General features: G+C 40.9%; 15 protein-coding genes and 2 pseudogenes. 1 reads left to right on the forward strand and 16 read right to left on the reverse strand.

Annotated features, from left to right (window positions below; genetic code table 11):
* Window positions 1-197: 197 nt before the first annotated feature.
* Window positions 198-959, reverse strand: a complete 762-nt coding sequence (locus Psfp_RS18520; protein ID WP_134220005.1) for a MerR family transcriptional regulator — start codon at window positions 957-959, stop codon at window positions 198-200.
* A gap of 50 nt (window positions 960-1,009) precedes the next feature.
* Window positions 1,010-1,261, reverse strand: coding sequence for an antibiotic biosynthesis monooxygenase (locus Psfp_RS18525; RefSeq protein ID WP_243120795.1), 252 nt, complete (start codon window positions 1,259-1,261; stop codon window positions 1,010-1,012).
* Between the two features lie 158 nt (window positions 1,262-1,419).
* On the opposite strand from Psfp_RS18525, the pseudogene Psfp_RS18530 reads away from it, so the two are divergent.
* A pseudogene (locus Psfp_RS18530) lies at window positions 1,420-2,407 on the forward strand (tyrosine recombinase XerC).
* A gap of 394 nt (window positions 2,408-2,801) precedes the next feature.
* On the opposite strand, the gene Psfp_RS18535 reads toward Psfp_RS18530, so the two are convergent.
* The 14 genes and pseudogenes from Psfp_RS18535 to Psfp_RS18600 all read right to left on the reverse strand — a co-directional run bounded on the left by Psfp_RS18535 (window position 2,802) and on the right by Psfp_RS18600 (window position 18,199).
* Complete coding sequence (locus Psfp_RS18535; protein WP_134220006.1) at window positions 2,802-4,976, reverse strand: DEAD/DEAH box helicase; 2,175 nt, start codon at window positions 4,974-4,976, stop codon at window positions 2,802-2,804.
* Window positions 4,973-5,359 (reverse strand): BREX system ATP-binding domain-containing protein, encoded by a 387-nt coding sequence (locus tag Psfp_RS18540; RefSeq protein WP_243120796.1) that lies wholly within the window; start codon window positions 5,357-5,359, stop codon window positions 4,973-4,975. The genes Psfp_RS18535 and Psfp_RS18540 overlap by 4 nt, the downstream gene beginning before the upstream one ends.
* A 28-nt stretch (window positions 5,360-5,387) precedes the next feature.
* Window positions 5,388-7,895: a TerB N-terminal domain-containing protein gene (locus tag Psfp_RS18545; RefSeq protein WP_153189560.1), complete on the reverse strand. Its 2,508-nt coding sequence runs from the start codon at window positions 7,893-7,895 to the stop codon at window positions 5,388-5,390.
* A gap of 152 nt (window positions 7,896-8,047) precedes the next feature.
* Window positions 8,048-8,905, reverse strand: coding sequence for an AAA family ATPase (locus Psfp_RS18550; protein WP_134220008.1), 858 nt, complete (start codon window positions 8,903-8,905; stop codon window positions 8,048-8,050).
* A 136-nt stretch (window positions 8,906-9,041) separates the two neighbouring features.
* On the reverse strand, window positions 9,042-9,389 hold the full coding sequence (locus Psfp_RS18555) for a hypothetical protein (protein WP_134220009.1): 348 nt from the start codon (window positions 9,387-9,389) through the stop codon (window positions 9,042-9,044).
* A gap of 166 nt (window positions 9,390-9,555) precedes the next feature.
* Entirely contained in the window at window positions 9,556-10,485 is a 930-nt protein-coding gene (locus tag Psfp_RS18560) for a DUF2971 domain-containing protein (RefSeq protein ID WP_134220010.1), read from the reverse strand.
* Between the two features lie 115 nt (window positions 10,486-10,600).
* Window positions 10,601-11,029, reverse strand: a complete 429-nt coding sequence (locus Psfp_RS18565) for a hypothetical protein (RefSeq protein ID WP_134220011.1) — start codon at window positions 11,027-11,029, stop codon at window positions 10,601-10,603.
* Window positions 11,030-11,085: 56 nt separating this feature from the next.
* Window positions 11,086-11,784 carry a hypothetical protein gene (locus tag Psfp_RS18570; RefSeq protein WP_134220012.1) on the reverse strand — a complete coding sequence of 233 codons (699 nt, stop codon included), beginning with the start codon at window positions 11,782-11,784 and terminating at the stop codon, window positions 11,086-11,088.
* A gap of 275 nt (window positions 11,785-12,059) precedes the next feature.
* Window positions 12,060-12,800 carry a Qat anti-phage system TatD family nuclease QatD gene (gene qatD, locus Psfp_RS18575; RefSeq protein ID WP_134220013.1) on the reverse strand — a complete coding sequence of 247 codons (741 nt, stop codon included), beginning with the start codon at window positions 12,798-12,800 and terminating at the stop codon, window positions 12,060-12,062.
* 43 nt (window positions 12,801-12,843) lie between these two features.
* Window positions 12,844-14,199, reverse strand: a complete 1,356-nt coding sequence (gene qatC, locus Psfp_RS18580; RefSeq protein ID WP_134220014.1) for a Qat anti-phage system QueC-like protein QatC — start codon at window positions 14,197-14,199, stop codon at window positions 12,844-12,846.
* 3 nt (window positions 14,200-14,202) lie between these two features.
* A pseudogene (gene qatB / locus Psfp_RS18585) lies at window positions 14,203-14,754 on the reverse strand (Qat anti-phage system associated protein QatB); the annotation flags it as partial.
* A gap of 77 nt (window positions 14,755-14,831) precedes the next feature.
* Window positions 14,832-15,032 carry a hypothetical protein gene (locus Psfp_RS18590; protein WP_134220016.1) on the reverse strand — a complete coding sequence of 67 codons (201 nt, stop codon included), beginning with the start codon at window positions 15,030-15,032 and terminating at the stop codon, window positions 14,832-14,834.
* On the reverse strand, window positions 15,029-16,969 hold the full coding sequence (qatA, locus tag Psfp_RS18595; protein ID WP_134220017.1) for a Qat anti-phage system ATPase QatA: 1,941 nt from the start codon (window positions 16,967-16,969) through the stop codon (window positions 15,029-15,031). Before qatA ends, Psfp_RS18590 begins: the two co-directional genes overlap by 4 nt.
* A gap of 165 nt (window positions 16,970-17,134) precedes the next feature.
* Window positions 17,135-18,199 carry an NERD domain-containing protein gene (locus tag Psfp_RS18600; RefSeq protein ID WP_134220018.1) on the reverse strand — a complete coding sequence of 355 codons (1,065 nt, stop codon included), beginning with the start codon at window positions 18,197-18,199 and terminating at the stop codon, window positions 17,135-17,137.
* Window positions 18,200-18,929 lie beyond the last annotated feature (730 nt).

Genomic DNA, 18,929 nt, shown 5'->3' on the forward strand with positions numbered 1-18,929 from the left:
TTTCACGATCTGCTTCATTTGCATGCATTTTTCAGCTTCCCTAAGAGAAAAGAGCATCCTGATAAGCTCTTCTGCCCTCATGATGCTCTTTTGCCTTGCCGACTCTTTGCTTATCTTAATGACATTGTCCTTGTACCTGACGTTTTCCAGTCCAATAATACATCAGACTTTAAACCCTGGTGCACTAATGGAGGGTTTTATAATGAACACAAATTTTTAATAACAGTCAACCGGCTGATTAGCTCATGTGCTGATTGCTCGATGCTTCTAATCTTGGTAAGCCACTCATTCGTGTTGTAAAAAATGTTTTCTTCATCCGGCGGCAGCTCATTTAGTATACCGGTCAGCCCTTCTCTTATACCCCTGTCGTAATGGCAAAACATAGTGTAAATAGACATCAGACTGAACCTGGCCTTGCGTAAAGCCCGGATCACATATAGCCGCCGGATTTCATGCTCCCCGTAATAACGATACCCGTTGTCCTGGTTACGTGGAACGGAAATCAAACCATTTCTCTCCCAGCTTCTGAGCATATCAAGGGTAATATCCAACCGATTGGCTATATCTTTTGTTTTCCAAGACCGCAAGTCTGAACCGGTCAGGTTATCGCTTACGGCCGCCCATTCCTCAAGGAACCGGGCCGCAATCTCGGCTTTCTCCCGTTCTGCACTTACCAATGCCAGGTGTTCTTGCGCCGCCCGCATCGCTTCTTTATAGCTGCCGGCAGCCGACAGACTGAGAACAGCCAGAGCTTTTTGGCGTATGACACCCCCGAGCCATGTGCTTCTGTAAGCCGTTTTTACCAGGAGCACATGTTCAAGATGCAGCTCGCCGTACTGTCTATAGCCGTTATCCGCTCTTGGCACCGGCGGCAGGAAGCCAAGTTCCTCGTACTGCCTGACCGTATTGGGATGAACTCTGCATTTTTCTGCGATTTGTGAAGTTTTATAAGTTTTCATATTAACATACCACAGGAATTACATGAGCTGTTATGATAGCTTGCATAGTTTTATTCTGTCAAATATCTTGCAGTCCTGTAGAGTGCATAGCGAACACACTTTACAATACGAGTAAGTTTGTCAGGTTGAAGCCCATCCTTAATAGTTTTCATATCCTTTATATAGTGTGTACGCTGTATAAGTCGAAGAGATTGACAACCGTCTATTACTTTCATCATTTGAACAGCGTCTTTCATAATAGCTTCAAACTCATTCGTCTTATCTGGCTTTACCTGATAAATACTAATTTCCGAAAATGACATCCTCCTACCTCCTCTAAATTTCTGTTTATCTGCGTGTTGTATAAACAATAAGAAATTCACTTGTGTTTGTTAAGATTCCCATTATTAGCCTTTGCTAATAGACATATGTTATCTCCTTCAAATCAGGTCAATACTATTTGTAAGGAGATGAACATCTGATGCAATCTAATAAAACTTGCCCATTAGTTGAGCAGTACCTGGGGTATCTCGTTGTTATAAAAGGCAGGTCAGAAAACACGGTTAAAGAATACCAAACGGATTTACTTATGTTTTTTAGCTTTGTCATGATATCTCGCAATATGCCTACACCTGATAAAAATTTTGCATGTGTTAACCTGAAATTCATTAGAACAATATCTCTTAACGATATGTATGCATTTATAGCCCATTGTCAAACTGAACTACATGCTTCCGCCGGTACGAGAGCAAGAAAAATCGTATCTATCCGACAATTTTGGAAGTACCTCAAAACCAAGGCTCATCTTATTGATAACAATATTGCTGAGGAATTGGAAACTCCTAAACTTCCGAAAAGAATACCCAAATACTTCAGTCTTGAAGAATCCGTCAGGCTTCTAATTCAATGCGAAAAGTCCCCACGGGATCATAGCATAATAACTATTTTTCTTAATTGTGCTTTGCGTTTATCTGAATTAACGAGCTTGAATATCAACCAAGTAGATAATGATGTTATTAGTGTAATTGGAAAAGGGAACAAGGAACGTAAAATCTTTTTAACTCCTGCTGCCAAAAAATCGATTAATGAATGGTTTAAAATCCGGAATTCACTCGATGTCCACTGATGCACTATTTATTTCAAGAAACAATAAGCGTATGACAACCAGGGCTATTCAAAATGTCGTTAAGAAATATGTGATTGCATCCGGACTTGACCCTAAATCCATATCTACCCATAAGCTCCGTCATACGTCAGCTACCCTTATGTACAAGTATGGCCGCGTCGATATACGATCTCTCCAGCATATTCTGGGGCACGAGAGCGTAGCCACAACCGAAATATATACTCATATCGATGAACACCAGTTACAATCTGCGGTTAATTCAAATCCGCTGGCTATGATTTCCACTTTAGCAGGAATTGGTGGGAATTCTTTAAAACCCTTAAGAATACCCATAAGCGGATAATATTTTTCGTTGCCAAATCCATTAGCATCTTCGGCTATTTCTCGAAATCTCTTAGTATCTGTATCACCTGGAAAATTCATTTCTACAAAACGAATAGCTAATGTTAACCAGTCCTCATATTCTTGCCCAGAATAATACTTCCGATTTGACTATTTTTATGGCTTCTCTTTGCTGCCTCTTCACCCAGCTTAATAAGTTTAGAAATATTCACATTAACCCTCCACGGTCAATCATTTTAACTTCCCATTATAGACAATATGCTAATTTGTAAATAATAAGACGCTACCTCAATGCTAATTTTTTAGATATTTTATAACGATAAATATTGCATGATGTAATTAGGGCTAATGAATGCATGTATGTTCCTTAGCAGTGCCATATGTCTTTGCTTAGCTCAATAATTGATATGATTGAAAAATTCCAAGTCTAACCCATCGATAACAAATGCTTTGCGCAATAAATCTGGAGATACAAATTCATCGTATTTTCCCAGGAACGGGGCTTCCGCTTCATCCAGCAATTTCAAAGGATCAATTGTTTGTTCAGCAAGCCGTTCAAGTTCCCGTTTCAATTCCTCGGCGCTGCATTGTCCTGCAACTGTCAGATAATAAGGCTCAGTAGGTAGTATTGTGCGCATACGTAGTGGTTCTTTCAGTATGAATTTCAGCACCCGGACCAACGTGCGGAATTGCCTGCTGCCAATCCAAGGCAGAATAAAAAGTGAATCTCCCCCGGCGTTTACCACAATATTTTTCAGTAAGCCTGTTTCATGGGCGAGCCTTCGGGCCTTTTCCAGTCGCTTAACGGCATTGGGCCGCAGGTAAGAATAGATTTCGTTGCTATGCAAAATATCCCGCATTTTTGCCACAACCCTTGTATCGAGGTCTCCTCCCGCACCCAACCACAAAGTGTCGGATCGCCCGCGGATAGGTTTGACGTATACCGCCTTATGCCTGCTGTCCACCTCAATGACCCGCCAGGAACGTCCGGCAAGCGTCAGTGCATAACCCGGCGGCGGTACTGTCGTAATGCTGCCGATTTCTTCGGTGCCGGAATAAACTGCATGTTCTTCTTCATCTTTGAATACTGCATAGAAACGAAAATTATTAACGACTTTTTCTCCAGTCAGGCCTATAATTAATCCACCATCATCAACACGTTGTATGTGATCGGTTTGTAGTAAATACCTCAGGAATGTTTTGTAATCCTCAGGCTCGATCTCTCGGAAAGCAGGCAAAGCCAGTACTTTAAGCGCAAGATCTCTTGGCGTAGCTTCGCCCATTGCTTTAAGAATGCTCATTGTCTGGTGATATAGCAATCCGATGGGTTGACGGCGCAACGTAAAGGGTTCTATCCAACGATCTTTCGTGTAAAGTTCTATTACCGAAATAGCACGCAACAGCGTCCATGGAATACGTGAAGGGAGTGGTGCACTTTCATCTTCCTCCTCAGGACAGACAAACAGCATTTCTGAGGGTTGTCCGCGTCTTCCTGACCGTCCCAGACGTTGTACAAAGCTGGAGCAGCTATACGGTGCGCCTACTTGCATTACCCGCTCAAGATTTCCCAGATCGATGCCCAGTTCCAATGTCAGCGTGGCCGCAGCCACGGCAGGCCCCGGTCCTTCGCGCAATGCCGCCTCCGCCTCTTCACGCAGCATGGCGGAGATGCTGCCATGATGGACATAAAAAACATCGCGTTCACACCGGCGGGCGGCAACGGTTCGCATTTCCCTCGTCACTTCTTCCGCGTCCGTCCGGCTGTTAGTAAATATCAGTGCTTTTTTGGTATGTGTGGCATCGTAAATATACTCGTAGAATGTGGCCCGTGCTTGGGCAAGTTGTTCGGCCTGTTCGGTATCACGGGCATCCGGCATAGAAAAATGCTCAACCGCAAGACGCAATCTGCTGCCGCCTGAGGGATTGGAAACCGCTACACCGCGCGATGTTCCTGCACTAAGCCATTTCTTTGCTGTTTCATAGTCGCTTAACGTTGCAGAAAGACCGATACGGCGTGGCGTGCAACAGGCCATGCTTTCTATGCGGACAAGCTGACATAAAAGCTGCGTTCCGCGATCTTGTCCCATGAATGCGTGCACTTCATCAACAACTATAAACCGCAAATCACCGAACAGCTGTGGAATTGCATTGGGCCGGTTCATCAACAATCCTTCTAACGATTCCGGTGTAATCTGCAACATGCCGGAAGGTCGTCGCAAAAGCTTCGCTTTTTCATTCTGGGATACGTCACCATGCCAGTGCCATACGGGAATCCGCGCTTCGCGCAAAAGGTCGTTTAACCGCTCGAACTGGTCGTTAATCAAAGCTTTAAGCGGCCCGATATATAGGATACCAACACTGCGGGATGGATGCTCATAAAGCTGAGTCAGCGCAGGGAAAAGTGCCGCCTCCGTCTTGCCGGTGGCTGTAGCTGATGCTATCAACAAATGGTCTTCGGTATCCATCAACACACGACAGGCATCGACTTGCACACTTCGCAGCTCTGTCCAGTTATTCCGATAGATATATTCCTGAATAAACGGCGCCAAGCGGTAAAAAGGGTTACTCATAGTTCGAACTCCGTCAGGAAGTCGCTGACCTGGTCCGGATCATCTTTTGCTGCCTCCACCTTATGTCCTTCCATAAGCTGTTCAAATGTTTTATCGGGGTTCTGATACAATATGTCCTGTATATCCATAAAGTCACGAATAACCTCTCGTGGTGTCAGCAGTTTCTCCGCCCCCATTCTCCCAACGGCACTCTCCATGAATACCACAAGCTGTTCATCGGTAATTGGACTTTCATGATGGTAGTGGGTGCTGTATAGAGCACGCAGCTTTTGCAGAAGCAAAAGGATTTCCTCGTTAGAGAGCATTTCGAGCTTGAGTGCAGGTGCAGCCAAATTTCGTAATCCATTTCCGGAAAAGCGCCCCTCCATCAATCGGGAGCGCAATGCTTCATAGCTGTATAATCCACGTCGTTCATCCTCGACAAACTGAGGCGTCTGTCAACAATCCGTCAGGTGTGTCATCAGGGCGTACGGGTATTGATGTAACCATTGTATCTTCCGGCATAGCTTTTATTAAAGCAGGCGCGTGTGCGTCCATTTGCTCTTCTGTGTTCTCTATCATCAGCATGCGCTGTGTTTCCTCGGCCTCTGCTGCTGCACGAGCCAGTTTATTAGCGTCTATGGTAATTTTCTCCTGTACCTCTCGCTTTTTAAAAAACTCACGCTCCATGTATGCATCAATCAATTCGCATAAGTCTTCTTCCAGATCAATGCCGCGCAGCTTACTTGAAAAATCTTTGATTTCACGCAGCTTGTTTTCCGTATGGCGTATGACTTGTGCCAGAAAATCCCTTAACGGCGAATGTGTGCTTAGGGGTATGGCGTTTATCTTTATCGTACGCGGCTCTCCCGCATACAAAGCGCTTTGGAACAGGTATCGCTCACGTTGCACATAACCAGGGTTGAACATTTCTACAATACGGCGGCCTTGTTTTTTTTCCAAAAAGGCATCGACCAGTGCAACGGCTTTAGGAATATACTCATCGCATAAAGAGGCATGCACACTTTGATAAAACTTACTGCGTGTAATATCATAATTGGCGGCCTGCGACAGCAAGGGCAGGTCGATACGAAGAGGCCTTTCTCCAAATTTCATTAGCAGTAAATTATCCAGCGTATTTTGCCCAACCGGACAGCCGCACATATTGGAAATTTCGGCTGCAGGAACTTCAAGATCATGTGCCAGGATAAAATCGTTTACCCATGCCGCTAAATACCTGTCCAGTTTAGGAAACAATGCCCGGTACGCGTGCCAAACGTTCATTAGCTTTTGATAGCCTTCAAGAGGCGATTCACAACCCACAAGGTTAATCAATTCATAAACGTACAAAAAAATATAAGACAAGTCCGTATTCGGATATTCACCGCATCGTACCCTCGCGCGCCAGTAAAAATACCACTGTGATTGGGTAGAGGTCATGCTTTCGTATGTTGGCCAATAGGTCATAAACGGAGTAAATCTTGCCTGTTTCACCGTCTTGGTTGAGAAATTTTGAGCCTGCTCCACAAAATACTGTTCTCCTGTCCGGAAGCTTATGCTTATTTGGGGCCGAAACCCAATGTTCGTGGTTAGGGGTTGTCCAGTTCGTTGTGGAATGGGGACGCTCTTATTGGGTACTGTCTCACCTTGTAGCTGAATCTCGGCAAAGGTTTGCTGCGTTTTTAATGCTACTTGCTTAAACACATACGGCTTGGGCAAAGGGGGCAAAGGCTTAAATGGATTGATAATCAGGCAGTCCGTTACGGAGCACCTTGTGATGCTCAGTAATTCCTGCTGAACAAGCTGCGTTTGATACCTCTTCATATATTCCATATCTGAATACAGGGCAATACGTATCCTGGCCTTGAGTTTTTCAAGAGACGCAAAAATCTTTGTGCTGTTGCTCTTAGTCATGGTGTCTGGTTCTATCAAAACAAGGATATCGAATTTTAGGGATGGCGGCACCTCGTTTTTGGTTATGGAATTGGTTGTTGCAATAATAATTAAGCTTGATTGGACTGGCGCAGAAGAATCCTTTTTGCTCCCATCCAGCCAGAGTGGTGACAGTGGTTGAAGGCCCAGCAGGCGTTGTACTTCTCCTTTAAGAAATGATTTCCATGTGCCGCAAGCTGCCATTACAAGCTTTGGAATATCATCACCCGTAAGCACGACGCTATCTCCCTGCGCAAATATGCGCTCTACCAACGTATCATACTTTTTGGGACGCAGTGTATTACCGTCCCACACATAATCTTTAGCACCATAAACCGGCCGCAATTCACCGGTGTGCATTTCACGCTGTAAGGCAACGTGGTCCTCAGTTACATCTTTTACTGAGATCCATAAATATGGAGTGCCATCATAGCTGTAGGGGCACTCCACACGAATGCCGCTGTTTATGAGGGCCGGCACATCCTTTGAAAGAAGTTCGACAAGCTGATGGCCTACCACAGGACCATGCAGTGACTGAGAGACAGCATCCCCTACTGCCACATGCCACATGGTATCTCCGGATAGAAACCAACCGTTTTCTGCTAACACAGTTACACCTTCTGGAGGTGTACAGAAAACTCCGCCTTCCCTCTCTGAGAAGGAAAGTATAAAGCTGGAGGGTATATCTACCTGTTTGATTACTTCTGAAAGCGCATCACATCGGTAAATCGCATGTTTTTCGCCAACAGCTTTTGTCAAATGAAAAAGCCATGCACGTACCGCCTCAACATCTTGCGGTTTTATTTGCATAGCTCCATTCACATCTTTAACGCTTATTGGAAAATGCAGTCGACTAAACCTTGACAGTGCTTCTCCGATGGGATAGGCCTCTCCCTTTCTTTCGGTATGTAGAGTAAACATTGCAGTAATGTTGCAATAACTCAACTTAAAAATAATAGGTTTTTGTGTAAAAAGATTAGATATAAATGATAACATGGCCTGCTCCAAATGGGGGTTATTTCATCTTATTATATCAATAAATAAGTAGAAAACTGAAGGCGTTTAGAACCAGAGAACATCAAGAGTTCAGCGTTTATGAATAAACGGAATATTTGTTTACCAACAAACTACCATTATGCCCATAATCTACCTCCATACTATCAAAACTCGTTTTCATGTTTTTTGAAAAAGTCATAATATATACGTACATTTTCCAATTCTGTCCACCGTTTCACATCAACCGGGCTTTTATCAAGATCATATATTTTAGCTCCACGCATGGCAAGCAGAAACGGAGAATGCGTGGAGATAATAAACTGACAGCCAAAAAACCGTGCAGAGTCCTCAATAAACTTCATTAACTCCATCTGACGCATTGGCGAAAGACTGTTTTCAGGCTCATCCAATATATAAAGACCATTTTCACCTATTTTTTCAGTGAAATATAGAAATGCACTTTCCCCATTCGAATATTCCCGCACATTATCAATCAATTCATTTCTTACAAAACGGGACTGCGTTTTAAATCTGGCATTATTTACTTTTTTAAGTTGCTCGTAATCTGCTATAGATTTCATCTGAAAACTAGAATATTTTGCATCCAAATATTCTTCAAAAAGCTTTTCCCGTTTTTGGTCAATTCCTCCATTTAAGTTACGGATATTCAACATATAGTCAAATACATCATCACTGGTAATTATTCTGCTATTTTCAGGGATACTGGCTTTAAGGTGCATCTCACACATATTAACATAGTCAGGAAAAAAATTAGATTTATTATAAATAGTGTCACGACTGATTCCTGTTTTTTCTGCTATAATATTTAATGCAGTTGATTTACCTGAACCATTTCCGCCATATAAAATCGTTACTGGCTCAAAATCAATTCTTTCAAGACCATGTTCTGATAATATCTTAAATGGATAAAAAGAGTCATAGCACGTTCTTTTTACCTTTTTTATGAAAAAGTCAAATTCCATATCCCCATTGGGAAATGTAAAAAGATTTAAATAAACCATTCTTTTCTCCTAAAGTATAGCATTATATAAACAATCGGATTCTGCCTCCGTGGTTTAAACATAATGGGGAGTTTAAATTGTCCCACCATTATAGACTACCCGTAGCTAATAGGAGAAACCCAACTCGGTGTTATCTTTAATGAAAATTGCTCAACTTGGGAATGAAAACTGGCTCGCTCTTTGCAATGCTGTTGTAAGATCTCTCATTAAAGCGTTTAGCATCGTAATAGAAAGAATCATATCCACGAGAACCTCTCTCAATACGATCCTGCTCATCAAAAAAAACATCCAAGAGTTCTAATTTGGTTTTGTATGTCTTTTCTTTAGTATCTATTGATTCTATGTAATTCAATGTCTTTTTAGCAGAATCGATCATCCCTTGTGTACTTGAATGTGATCTATGTGCGCTATAAGTCTGCCAGTGCTTTGCCCAACGTTTTTGGAATTGAAAGATTTTTTTATACTCGGTTTCTTTTTCGTACATATTAATCTTCTCCTAGTTTATCATAAATGCAGATGGAGTGAATCAAGGGAATTTAAAATTATAAACATAATGCGAAACTCACAAACCATTTGCTCCAACAAAATAATATGCTTATTATAGCTAGCGGTGTCCACTCCGGGATTTTCTTTCTGCGTATAATATTAAGTCAATTATTAGTAGTCAAGTCAAATTCAGCCGAGCACTCATTAAATGCCATTCTATGTACCGGAATATTTAAAGTTGCAGCAATTTCAGTCAGTTGTTTAGAATGTTCCGGAGAACATTTCATGCCAATGAAAATTTCTTTTGGATTTGCGTCAATATATGGCATTTCTTTTGCTATGGCGCCTGTTGTGCATCTAAATTCATTTTCATAGCTCCAAGAGACATGCTTTAAATTACATAACAGCAACGTCATATAAACCATGGACAAGTCATCAATCATTATCTTTTTATTACCAACCACAGATTGTTTTTCTATTGCACTGGTAAGCATATTAGCCTGTTGTTTCATTAAACTAGTTACATCAACACGTTGATCAGTGTACTGTACGGGAAAGGTACAACTTGATAACACCATATTGTGTTTCATATTATACGAAACACAGAAACCCGTATGATTATTAGAATAGTGCGCCCACATAGGCATTGAATGCACACCGTTTGATGTCAACGCTGTTGCTTTTATAAATGAAGTGAAATCATCGATTAGCTTTCCACCGCTGGATGCTAACCTGTCAAATTTTTTTAGTTGATTTGCATCATAGTAGTAACCTTTTCCATCAAAAGGGTCATTAAAATCTTTTACATCAGACAAAAAAACTTTACTTTCCATTAATGTCTGAAATTTCTGGCTGTTCAGTTTTTTATCGTCCGTCAATGAATAATATTTATATAATACATCTGGAATATACAAGCGAGTGATCTTATAGATTTCTTTAAATATCACATCCTTAGCTACTCCATCCGCCATATTCATAATATATATTGCTTTAAGATAATCCATAGGAGTTTCTCTACGCCATTTTTCGATATCAAAATTTTTTTCGTCTATCGGCTGTTCCGGAATTGCATAATACAGATCTTCAAGCTTCACGCGTCTCACCCCATTTTTATCTCGTGTTACATTTTCTTTCTATAAACAAAATGGGCAGCTGATAGTAGTACCATTAAGTGAATTCATGGAATAGCTGCATAGTATACTGTTGTATTCAGCGCATTTCTTCACTTGCTTGCTTAGTTACTCGAGAGACAATATTGCGATACTCCGTCGGTAACTCGACCAATAATAGCTGAATATTGTTAGCAACCAATAGTCCAGCACTTTCATCTTTGAAAATATGATAGAACTCCGGGTCTGTCATTACTAAATATCTATTCAAAGATTCAGTTAAGCTGAGAAAATAACATTCAGCGAATGTATTTCGAATCTTCGCGTTTGGCTTATTATTACCAGATGTAAGCCCGCTGTGGTTAATAACCTTGGCCACGATTTTCCCATCTGAAGATACACCATCAAAAATCTTGGATTTTATACTTCCAATACGTACAGACTTTCGTTCTAAAGTAACACCTAGCACCTCAGCCGCTTTGTTAATTGCATACTCTGAAACAATCTTCAATTCTCTAGTATTTGCCATTGGTGTTTCCTCCAATCAGATTTTAAACATTAGGGGAATCTTAACAAAACTGAATTCTATTTATAATCATTTTGTTTGATTTCTTCCAGTCGACGTATCAAGCGATAGTAGGTAACAAAAAAATTATTATTACTGTCGCTAAAGTTAACATCATTTGGAACAGCCAATAAGGTTTTCATCATTGTATGATAAGTTGAATTTAGAACATCCTCAAGAGATAACATAAGATCAACAGAAATATCACTCGCATAATACTTGTATAAGCTATCAATCCCATTTTCGGTTTTTCTGATGCACTCTGAAAGCCACTCTCTTACCGTAAAATAAACAAAATTATCTCGCGTAGTCCGACTGGCATTTAACACCTGGACTTTGTCTGAAAACCTGAGATTTAATAGTTGATTTAATTCATCTTCTTTATATTCATCACCAGTGTGGTTTTCAAGATATAGCTGTGCAAGACTTGATATGCTGGATCTCATATCTCGGATGATTCCATTTAGGCGAGCAGAGATACATTGACGCACAGTTAAATCTCTCTTGCTATTTGGAATGTAGATTTGAGTTATATAAAACATGAAGTTGATAATATATCCTATTGAAAGTTGAAACAACAGATTGTACCAATGTTCTGCCCCTGCAAATAACTCCGGTAAATTAGTGGTAAAGATATAAGAAGTGATAATAATTACTGAAACAATAAAAAATGCAAAAATGAGAGTATTCCTTTTTATAAATTTACTTATTGCTTTCATAAAACATATCTCCTACTGCTACTTAAAATATCTAAATGCTTCTGCTATCTAAATTGCGATTGTCTAAATTTTGTCTGGTAGATCCGGAAACAATGAACTACGTATTATTGCTAAAATATTCAGTTACATTAACTGCCGATTATTAGCCTTATCCAAAGCTCAAGTATAAGCGCTCAAATGTGTGCCTAATTTGAAACAATTAACATAAATAGCGCTGTGACAGCATACTGAGATGACCAAAGCAGAAAACGTAGTTCCTTACACGAAACAATTGGTCATAAATATATTTCAAGTAATCGACGGCTTGTTTCAAAAATAAGCCTCGATACTTCGTTTCCCTTTATCAAATTTAACTCATTCAGACAGTGAGTTAAACTTCTCTTGAGTTTCTCAACCGTCTTTATATCCGAAATGAACGGAGCATCAGATTCTAATAATAATCGGTCGACAGGAACTTTCTGTATTATCGACCGCCCGTTTGGAGAATTAAGCATATACTCATTGACTGAGAAAAAGCAGCCAAGTTCTATGGCTCTATCGAGTTGTTTTAATGTCCCTGAATACCAATGTAAGATACAATTATTATGTTTTGTACAATCGTATTTTTCCAAAATATCCAGTACGCTTTTATCTGATCGGACGGAATGAATTGATATTATTTTCATCGGTGATCTTTGACACCACCCGATTATTTGTGAGAAAACATCAATCTGACGCTCTTTGGAATGATAAAACTGCTTGTTGAAATCTAGACCAATCTCACCAACAAATCTAGTTGAGTGAATATATTTCTCAACAAGAGCAAGCTCATGGATTCTATCGAAGACAAGCTGCGGATGTAATCCTAAAGCAACTTGGACATTAGTGAAACCAGTAAGCTTTTTCTTTTCAACCTCATATGCTTTTGGCGTTGTTGTCATAGTCAATAGATTGATTCGTTTCTCCAGAGCCGCTTTGCTGAATTCTTCCATGGATTTCATCAAGTCTACATGGCAGTGCATATCATAAATATCCATAATCGATCACCACACCATATCTGCTCTATTCTTCTTTTTGTGTCTAACTCTCACTTTGGGAACTTTTTATAATGAAATCATCAACTTCCAACAGCCCTCTTTGATATACATCCGATAACTTCTGCAGATAATCGCCCTCGCCTGAAAGAGGACCGCTCTTGTGTATCAGGATTTTAGCCAGTTGCGGTTGCCTTTTGATTTTATTAATAGCAATTTTGAAAGAACGAAGCTGCACACCTTTTCCTTTTGCGTGATTAGCAGCTATTTCTGAAACGCTGTCTACTAAATAAAGGGTGCTGTCTTTTTCCTCCTTGAATGCCTTATTCATTGCTGCCCTACGGATGATACAGGGAACGCAATACCCGCAATGTTGAGGAGCAGCACCACTCCATCGAGCTTTCTGCGGGGAAGAACAGGAAATTGAATCTTGTATCACCTGCAGGAGAAAATCCTTATTCAAACACTCGTCAGCCATTTCACCTTTTGTCATATACCAGTATGGATTTCGAACGGATAAATCAATCCCTAATCCATTTAGCACCTGATTCCACGAATCCAAGTAGAAAGGGTGTGTCGTCCGTGTACTGTGCGAGCCGATACGCAGTTCTTCCAATGGGACATTCAATGCAATCAAGCCATTTTCGGGAACTTCCAGGGTCGATACACCCTTCATCCCACTCATGGCAAAGATGCCAAACGCTATGAATAGAAACGATCGGCTTCTCGTTGTGTTTTCATTCCCTCCGCCTGGAAGCAGGTTCTTCTCAAAGACCATCCATAAGTCGAGATATAGCGGATCAAGATCGGGATATTTACCTTGGAGATGAGCTAACAGCTTGCTTTGGGCATTTTTTGTATGCGCATCACCCGCATGGCTTATAAGAGCGGTTTTATGATGATTTTCCAAGTGATTGATCGTCCCAATCAAGCTATCCATTCCGCCGGAAAAAAGGGTAACCGCGTCAAATTCCGGTGGGGGAGTTTCATCTTCAGGTTTCTCCGAAAGTTCCTCGTCTCTTTTTCTGAACGATATTGTCCATCTGTCTCCCGTCAGGAAATTGAGCATCCTTGTAAACAATCCTCCAAGAAGCGTCCATTTTTCAAGGTTATAAACAGGTATTTCAATGGCGATTTCTCTTGTCCAGCTGTCTTGTGAGTGGAGGTTCCGAGAGATACGAGTATCCGCAAGATAGACCAAACCTGCAAGGGTGAGAATATCAATGCCATCTTCTGTTGGATATACACCATTCTCCTTAAGCTTTTTCAAGGCATGACCTATTCCATATTGCAGGACGTTGTCATCGCCCCTAAAGGGTATGGCAACTTCTATGTAATCCTCTTTGTTCGTAGTTTCAACTTCTTTGTGAACATAATCGCCGACAAGAAAATATTTATTCACACGCTATTCCTCCAGTCCTGATAAAATATCATAAGCTGTGCGATAAATTGAATCCACTATGGCTTTTGTTTGTGATGTATCTATGGAACGGATATCTATATTCAGCTTGGAAACCGAATCCGAAACCGCTCCCTTTATGTAGTCCTTGAGTTGTCCCTGAAGGCTCTCGACTTGAGCGACATCATTGGGCAAGGCGAATAATTTGTTCCCGATGTCATTTACAAGCCTTTCCTCAATAACATTAGCCATGTAGATTTCTGTAAAAGCAAGAAACTCGGAAGGAGTTAGAGATTCAATCGTCTTGTCCTCCCAATCAGGCAATGCGGAAAGCGCTTCGATATAAGAGTTTCTGGCAATTCCTTCATCAGTGCTCCCGCCGTCAGGACAAACAAAGTCCATTATACGGAGCAAAACATCAGACGCTCTTTTCCCAATAATATCCCCAAGCTTATAATCTCCGCTTGTTTCCGAAACGCCGCGATTTACGAAACTGTTGAATACGGAAACCAGGCGGGCAGTGCTGTCTCGTGCCGAACCCAACCGGGTAGTCGCGTTTTGCGATCCCCCTAATGAGTGCCGAACATAATTAGATGTAGCCCGATGTAAACTTCCGCTTCTACTGCCACCGCTATTTACATATCGCGTAAAATTACTGCGAGGAGCTGAAAAGCGTTTGGGGTCGGCCGGCTGAGGTTGTGCCGGTTGGGACTGTGCTGGTTGAGGTTGTCCTGGCTGTTGATCACCATCATTATCACCCAACCAGGAAGGTACCAGCGGCGTATTGCCGTTTTGTCCACGGTTACTTGTTGATGTTCCCATTTTTCACCACTCACTTCCGCGTATTATTTAAAGCCGCCTTCACCAAGCCATTACCCTCTTTTGACAGGATTTCATAATACTTACCTAAACGTGATTTCGGATTTTCGGTGGTTATGCATTTATCCCATCCGCTACAAATCCAAACTCCAACTCTCTTACAATCAAACGTTTCGATTAATGCAATTAAGGATGGCTCTAAATCGCTATGGTGTGAAACAAGCGCCTTGATGCCGTCAATACCTTTCGGCATCATAACAATATCGCCATTCTTAAGAATCTTTGATGACAGAACCTCAAAAACTTTCCTGGCATCCGCTGGAGACAATGACTTAATCTCGTCATTGGCACTTGCTATATTCATTGTGCCGCCCATGAGCTTACTGATGAGAATCCGTAGCTGATCAGACTTAACCTGATCAAAGAAAAAGTCTTCTTTTTCTTTACTGGCAAAAAAGTATGGACGTAAATCAATTTCACCCAATAAGGGTTCAATGGATGCCCATGCGGTAAGATCTGCATTATTTTCCCATGGTTCTAAGTCTTTGTTTTTTTCAGGCTTAGGGATCACAGACAGAGTTTTCGTTTTTTCTGATTTTTGCTTTTCCGCATCCTCAGCCGATGTTTCCGCTTCTTTTATAGGTTCCAGTAGCTGTGTTTCAAAGATGTGAAGCAAATCACACTTTCCGTTATCATCTGTTAAAGTAGCTATTTTCTTATATTCGTCGACAAAGAAATATTCCGCGAGCATCATTTTAGCCAAAATGGGGATTTGAATGGAATCTCCAAAACCTCTTGCTTTAGCAATTTTATCCCGCAACAGCAGCATGTTAATAAAACGCTTGATTTTTCGCGGATTACCTTGGGTGTTCTTTGCCAATATGTCCGCTATCTGGTTCGATACGGTTATTTCATTTGATAGAGAAGAATATGTTTCGCCGAGAGCTTCTTTAAGCTGTTCAATTGTGAAGCCTAAATTCTCCCACGGTTTCTTCATTTTATCAACCGCGACCGTCAATAGCTTATTAAACTCCGCGCTATCCTCTTTTAAACATGACCCTATCAAAAGTAGAGTTATATACATTCCGGATTCAATTTCGCCTAACGCGGGAATGCGAAACGGTACTTGAATCAATTTTTCTAAGTAACGCTTAGAATATTCAAACCCCGTCCGGATGTCGCCGTCATCGGACAGATCAGGGAAGTGATTGCGTACCGCGTACTCAATCATAGCTTCATCCGCAGCTATAACGAAGGCTGTGGACTTGGAGAACATAAACAGGCGAACAGCCTCTAATGTTTCAATTGTGATCTTGGGTAGACATCTGTCTAAATCATCTATGAGAACCACAAGTTTTTTAACCTTTGATTCTTCCAAAAGTTCTTCAAAAGACTTTTGAAATTCTGAGAATTCCTTTGCCAGAGAATTATCTTCAAACACTTTGGCGTCTGTGAGATATTGGCCCACACTTTCAATGGCAGTCGTCACTTTTTCTTTATCGGTTACTGAACCTTTAAGATTATCCATCAAGTTGCTTAATAAGCCAATGGGAGTAATACCAGTAGCGGCAGAAAAAGCTACGCTACCTGCGGCTTTTGCCACACTGAGCCAGTTGATGTTCTTCCAGAGTTTTTTTAATATGATCTTTGCCTCTGCGGATGGTTTTCTTTTTTCCGTTAATTCGGAAACAATCGCGCTCATCAAGGCGATCTTAGCGTCTTCGAAGCCTTGATGCTTCCATCCGTTGAAGCGAATGCACTCGATGCCATCTTTTTGCTCTAAAAACTCATCCTCAACCATTGCTAAGATGCTCGATTTTCCGGCGCCCCAATCCCCATGAACCCCAATAGAGATAGGACGGTCGTCACACTCTTTAATGAGTTCGGCGACTGTCTTTGCGATGGCGCGATTATTTAGCATATCAATTTTGGTTTCATTATCTGATAGAATCATACCGATATTTATTATCCTCTCTTTTATTGATTAACCTCATAAAGTTTAAATTGTAATAATTGGTGTTTTCGCCTTCGTCTAATAGACATTAGCCATACTATGGATAATAGGCATTTGTGGCATTATCCCATATTACCATGACATCTCTAGGAATTGGTTTTAGTTTCATTTAAACTTTTTAACAATGTTAATAATGGCATCTCCATATTTATTGCATTTTATATCCGCAAAACCTTTTATTTGAATTAATTCCCCATACGTTTCTGGCATTAGGGAAATAATCTGTTCTAGTTGATTATTGTTATATATGTAGTATGGCTTTATGCCTTCTTCGCGGCTTTTTAAGAGCCGATATTCACGCAATTCCTTATAAATTGCTGTGTTCTCAATTGATACCGGTGATGTTAGGACTGGTTGCGGTTGCTCTTTCTTAACCTCCTCGGCATGGTTCGCCTGCAATGTTAGGCCATACTTTTGCGTGTAATCCACTACATTTTCTTTATGATGTGCTGCCAATACTTCAGCAACTCTAAACATACCTTCCTCGGGAAACCAATATCCGTCTTTATTCGAATCATGCAAGTTTTTCATATGCGAAATTAATTGGTCACAACGAATAATTAATTTTTTAGTGTCTGCTTTTGCATACTTCATATTTACGATTGTTTTCGGATTGGCAAAAACTATAATGGAATGTAAAAGGTCTTTGCATTTTTTTTCGGTCATGCTTGTCATGTCATTACATAATATATGTTTTATTAATTCCAAATGGCGTTCATTCTGCACTATTGGGCTATAAATACCTTCTTTTTTATAGATTTTACCCGCGGAATTTTTAAAAAGACGGATAAAGTCACCGGTATTTGTTACCTCAATATCCCCGGTCATTGTTTTGCATTCAATAATAAGTATAAACTTGGTATCAATAACAACGTAATCAATCTGCGCGGTCAAGTCTTTATATTCCAAATACAAGTCACGTAAAATTAGAATAGGCATATAACTGTGCTTGAGTTCATACGCAACATTATTTTCACCACTAATGCCATAAGAAAGTATTTTTATATCCTGCTCAATTTGCTTTGATATTTCAGGCGGAGCAGTCTTTTTTAGTTCCTCCATTTTTTCAATCTGTGCCTGTGCGTCACATTCATCCCTAATGAAAGTAGGTTCCTTTATATTAATCAGCCTGCCTGATATGGTTTGCTTGAGCACATCAAAAAACGTCATTATACCACCCTCAAATACAATTTATTTTTCAATGATTCCCTTAGGGCTTGATTTGGAGGACATCGCATAATCAACTTCCACTAATAGTTGGCTATTAATATCTTGATTGAAGCCAACAAAGTGTAACCGGCTTAAACCGGGAACCTCACTAAGCAGTCACAAGATTAACAGTCACGCCGCCTTAAATGATATGCATTGATGTCAACCTATTTCTTGAAATATTCGACAATTCCTCCTTAAATGAGGAATTATCTTTGAATAGGACGGAGATAGATATTATTGGAAATGCGCTGACAAGGGTAGCCAATTTTAAAGTGTAGTGTGCGGGGATAGGCGGCAGCCAAAAAAATAGGCCCGCTCACCTGGCATGTGCGGCTTGCACACGCCCAGATGAGCGGGCTTTTGGGGAAAGGCATATATACTCTGAAATTCATTCGTACAAAATTACATTAGAGCTGCGCAAGTGCGGCGCTATCGCGCCCCCACACCGGCTGGTATTTTCATGCTGCGTGGTACCGCGTGTGGCGGCATGCTTTGTTTTTTCGTAGAATAGGCAGGTATTTTAGCGCGTTTAACCTGCATCAAACTTCCACTCCTTTTCCACCTCGTATAATAGTATTAGAACCACCGGACAACCAAAATTCCAATTGAGGGAAATATGGGTAATCCAGATAGGTTCGGGAACCGGTTCCCAAAGTACGGGTACCGAGACCAACAAAAATCATTTGCC

This window comes from Pelotomaculum sp. FP (assembly GCF_004369245.1).
In the GTDB taxonomy this organism is placed as follows: Bacteria; Bacillota; Desulfotomaculia; order Desulfotomaculales; family Pelotomaculaceae; genus Pelotomaculum_C; species Pelotomaculum_C schinkii.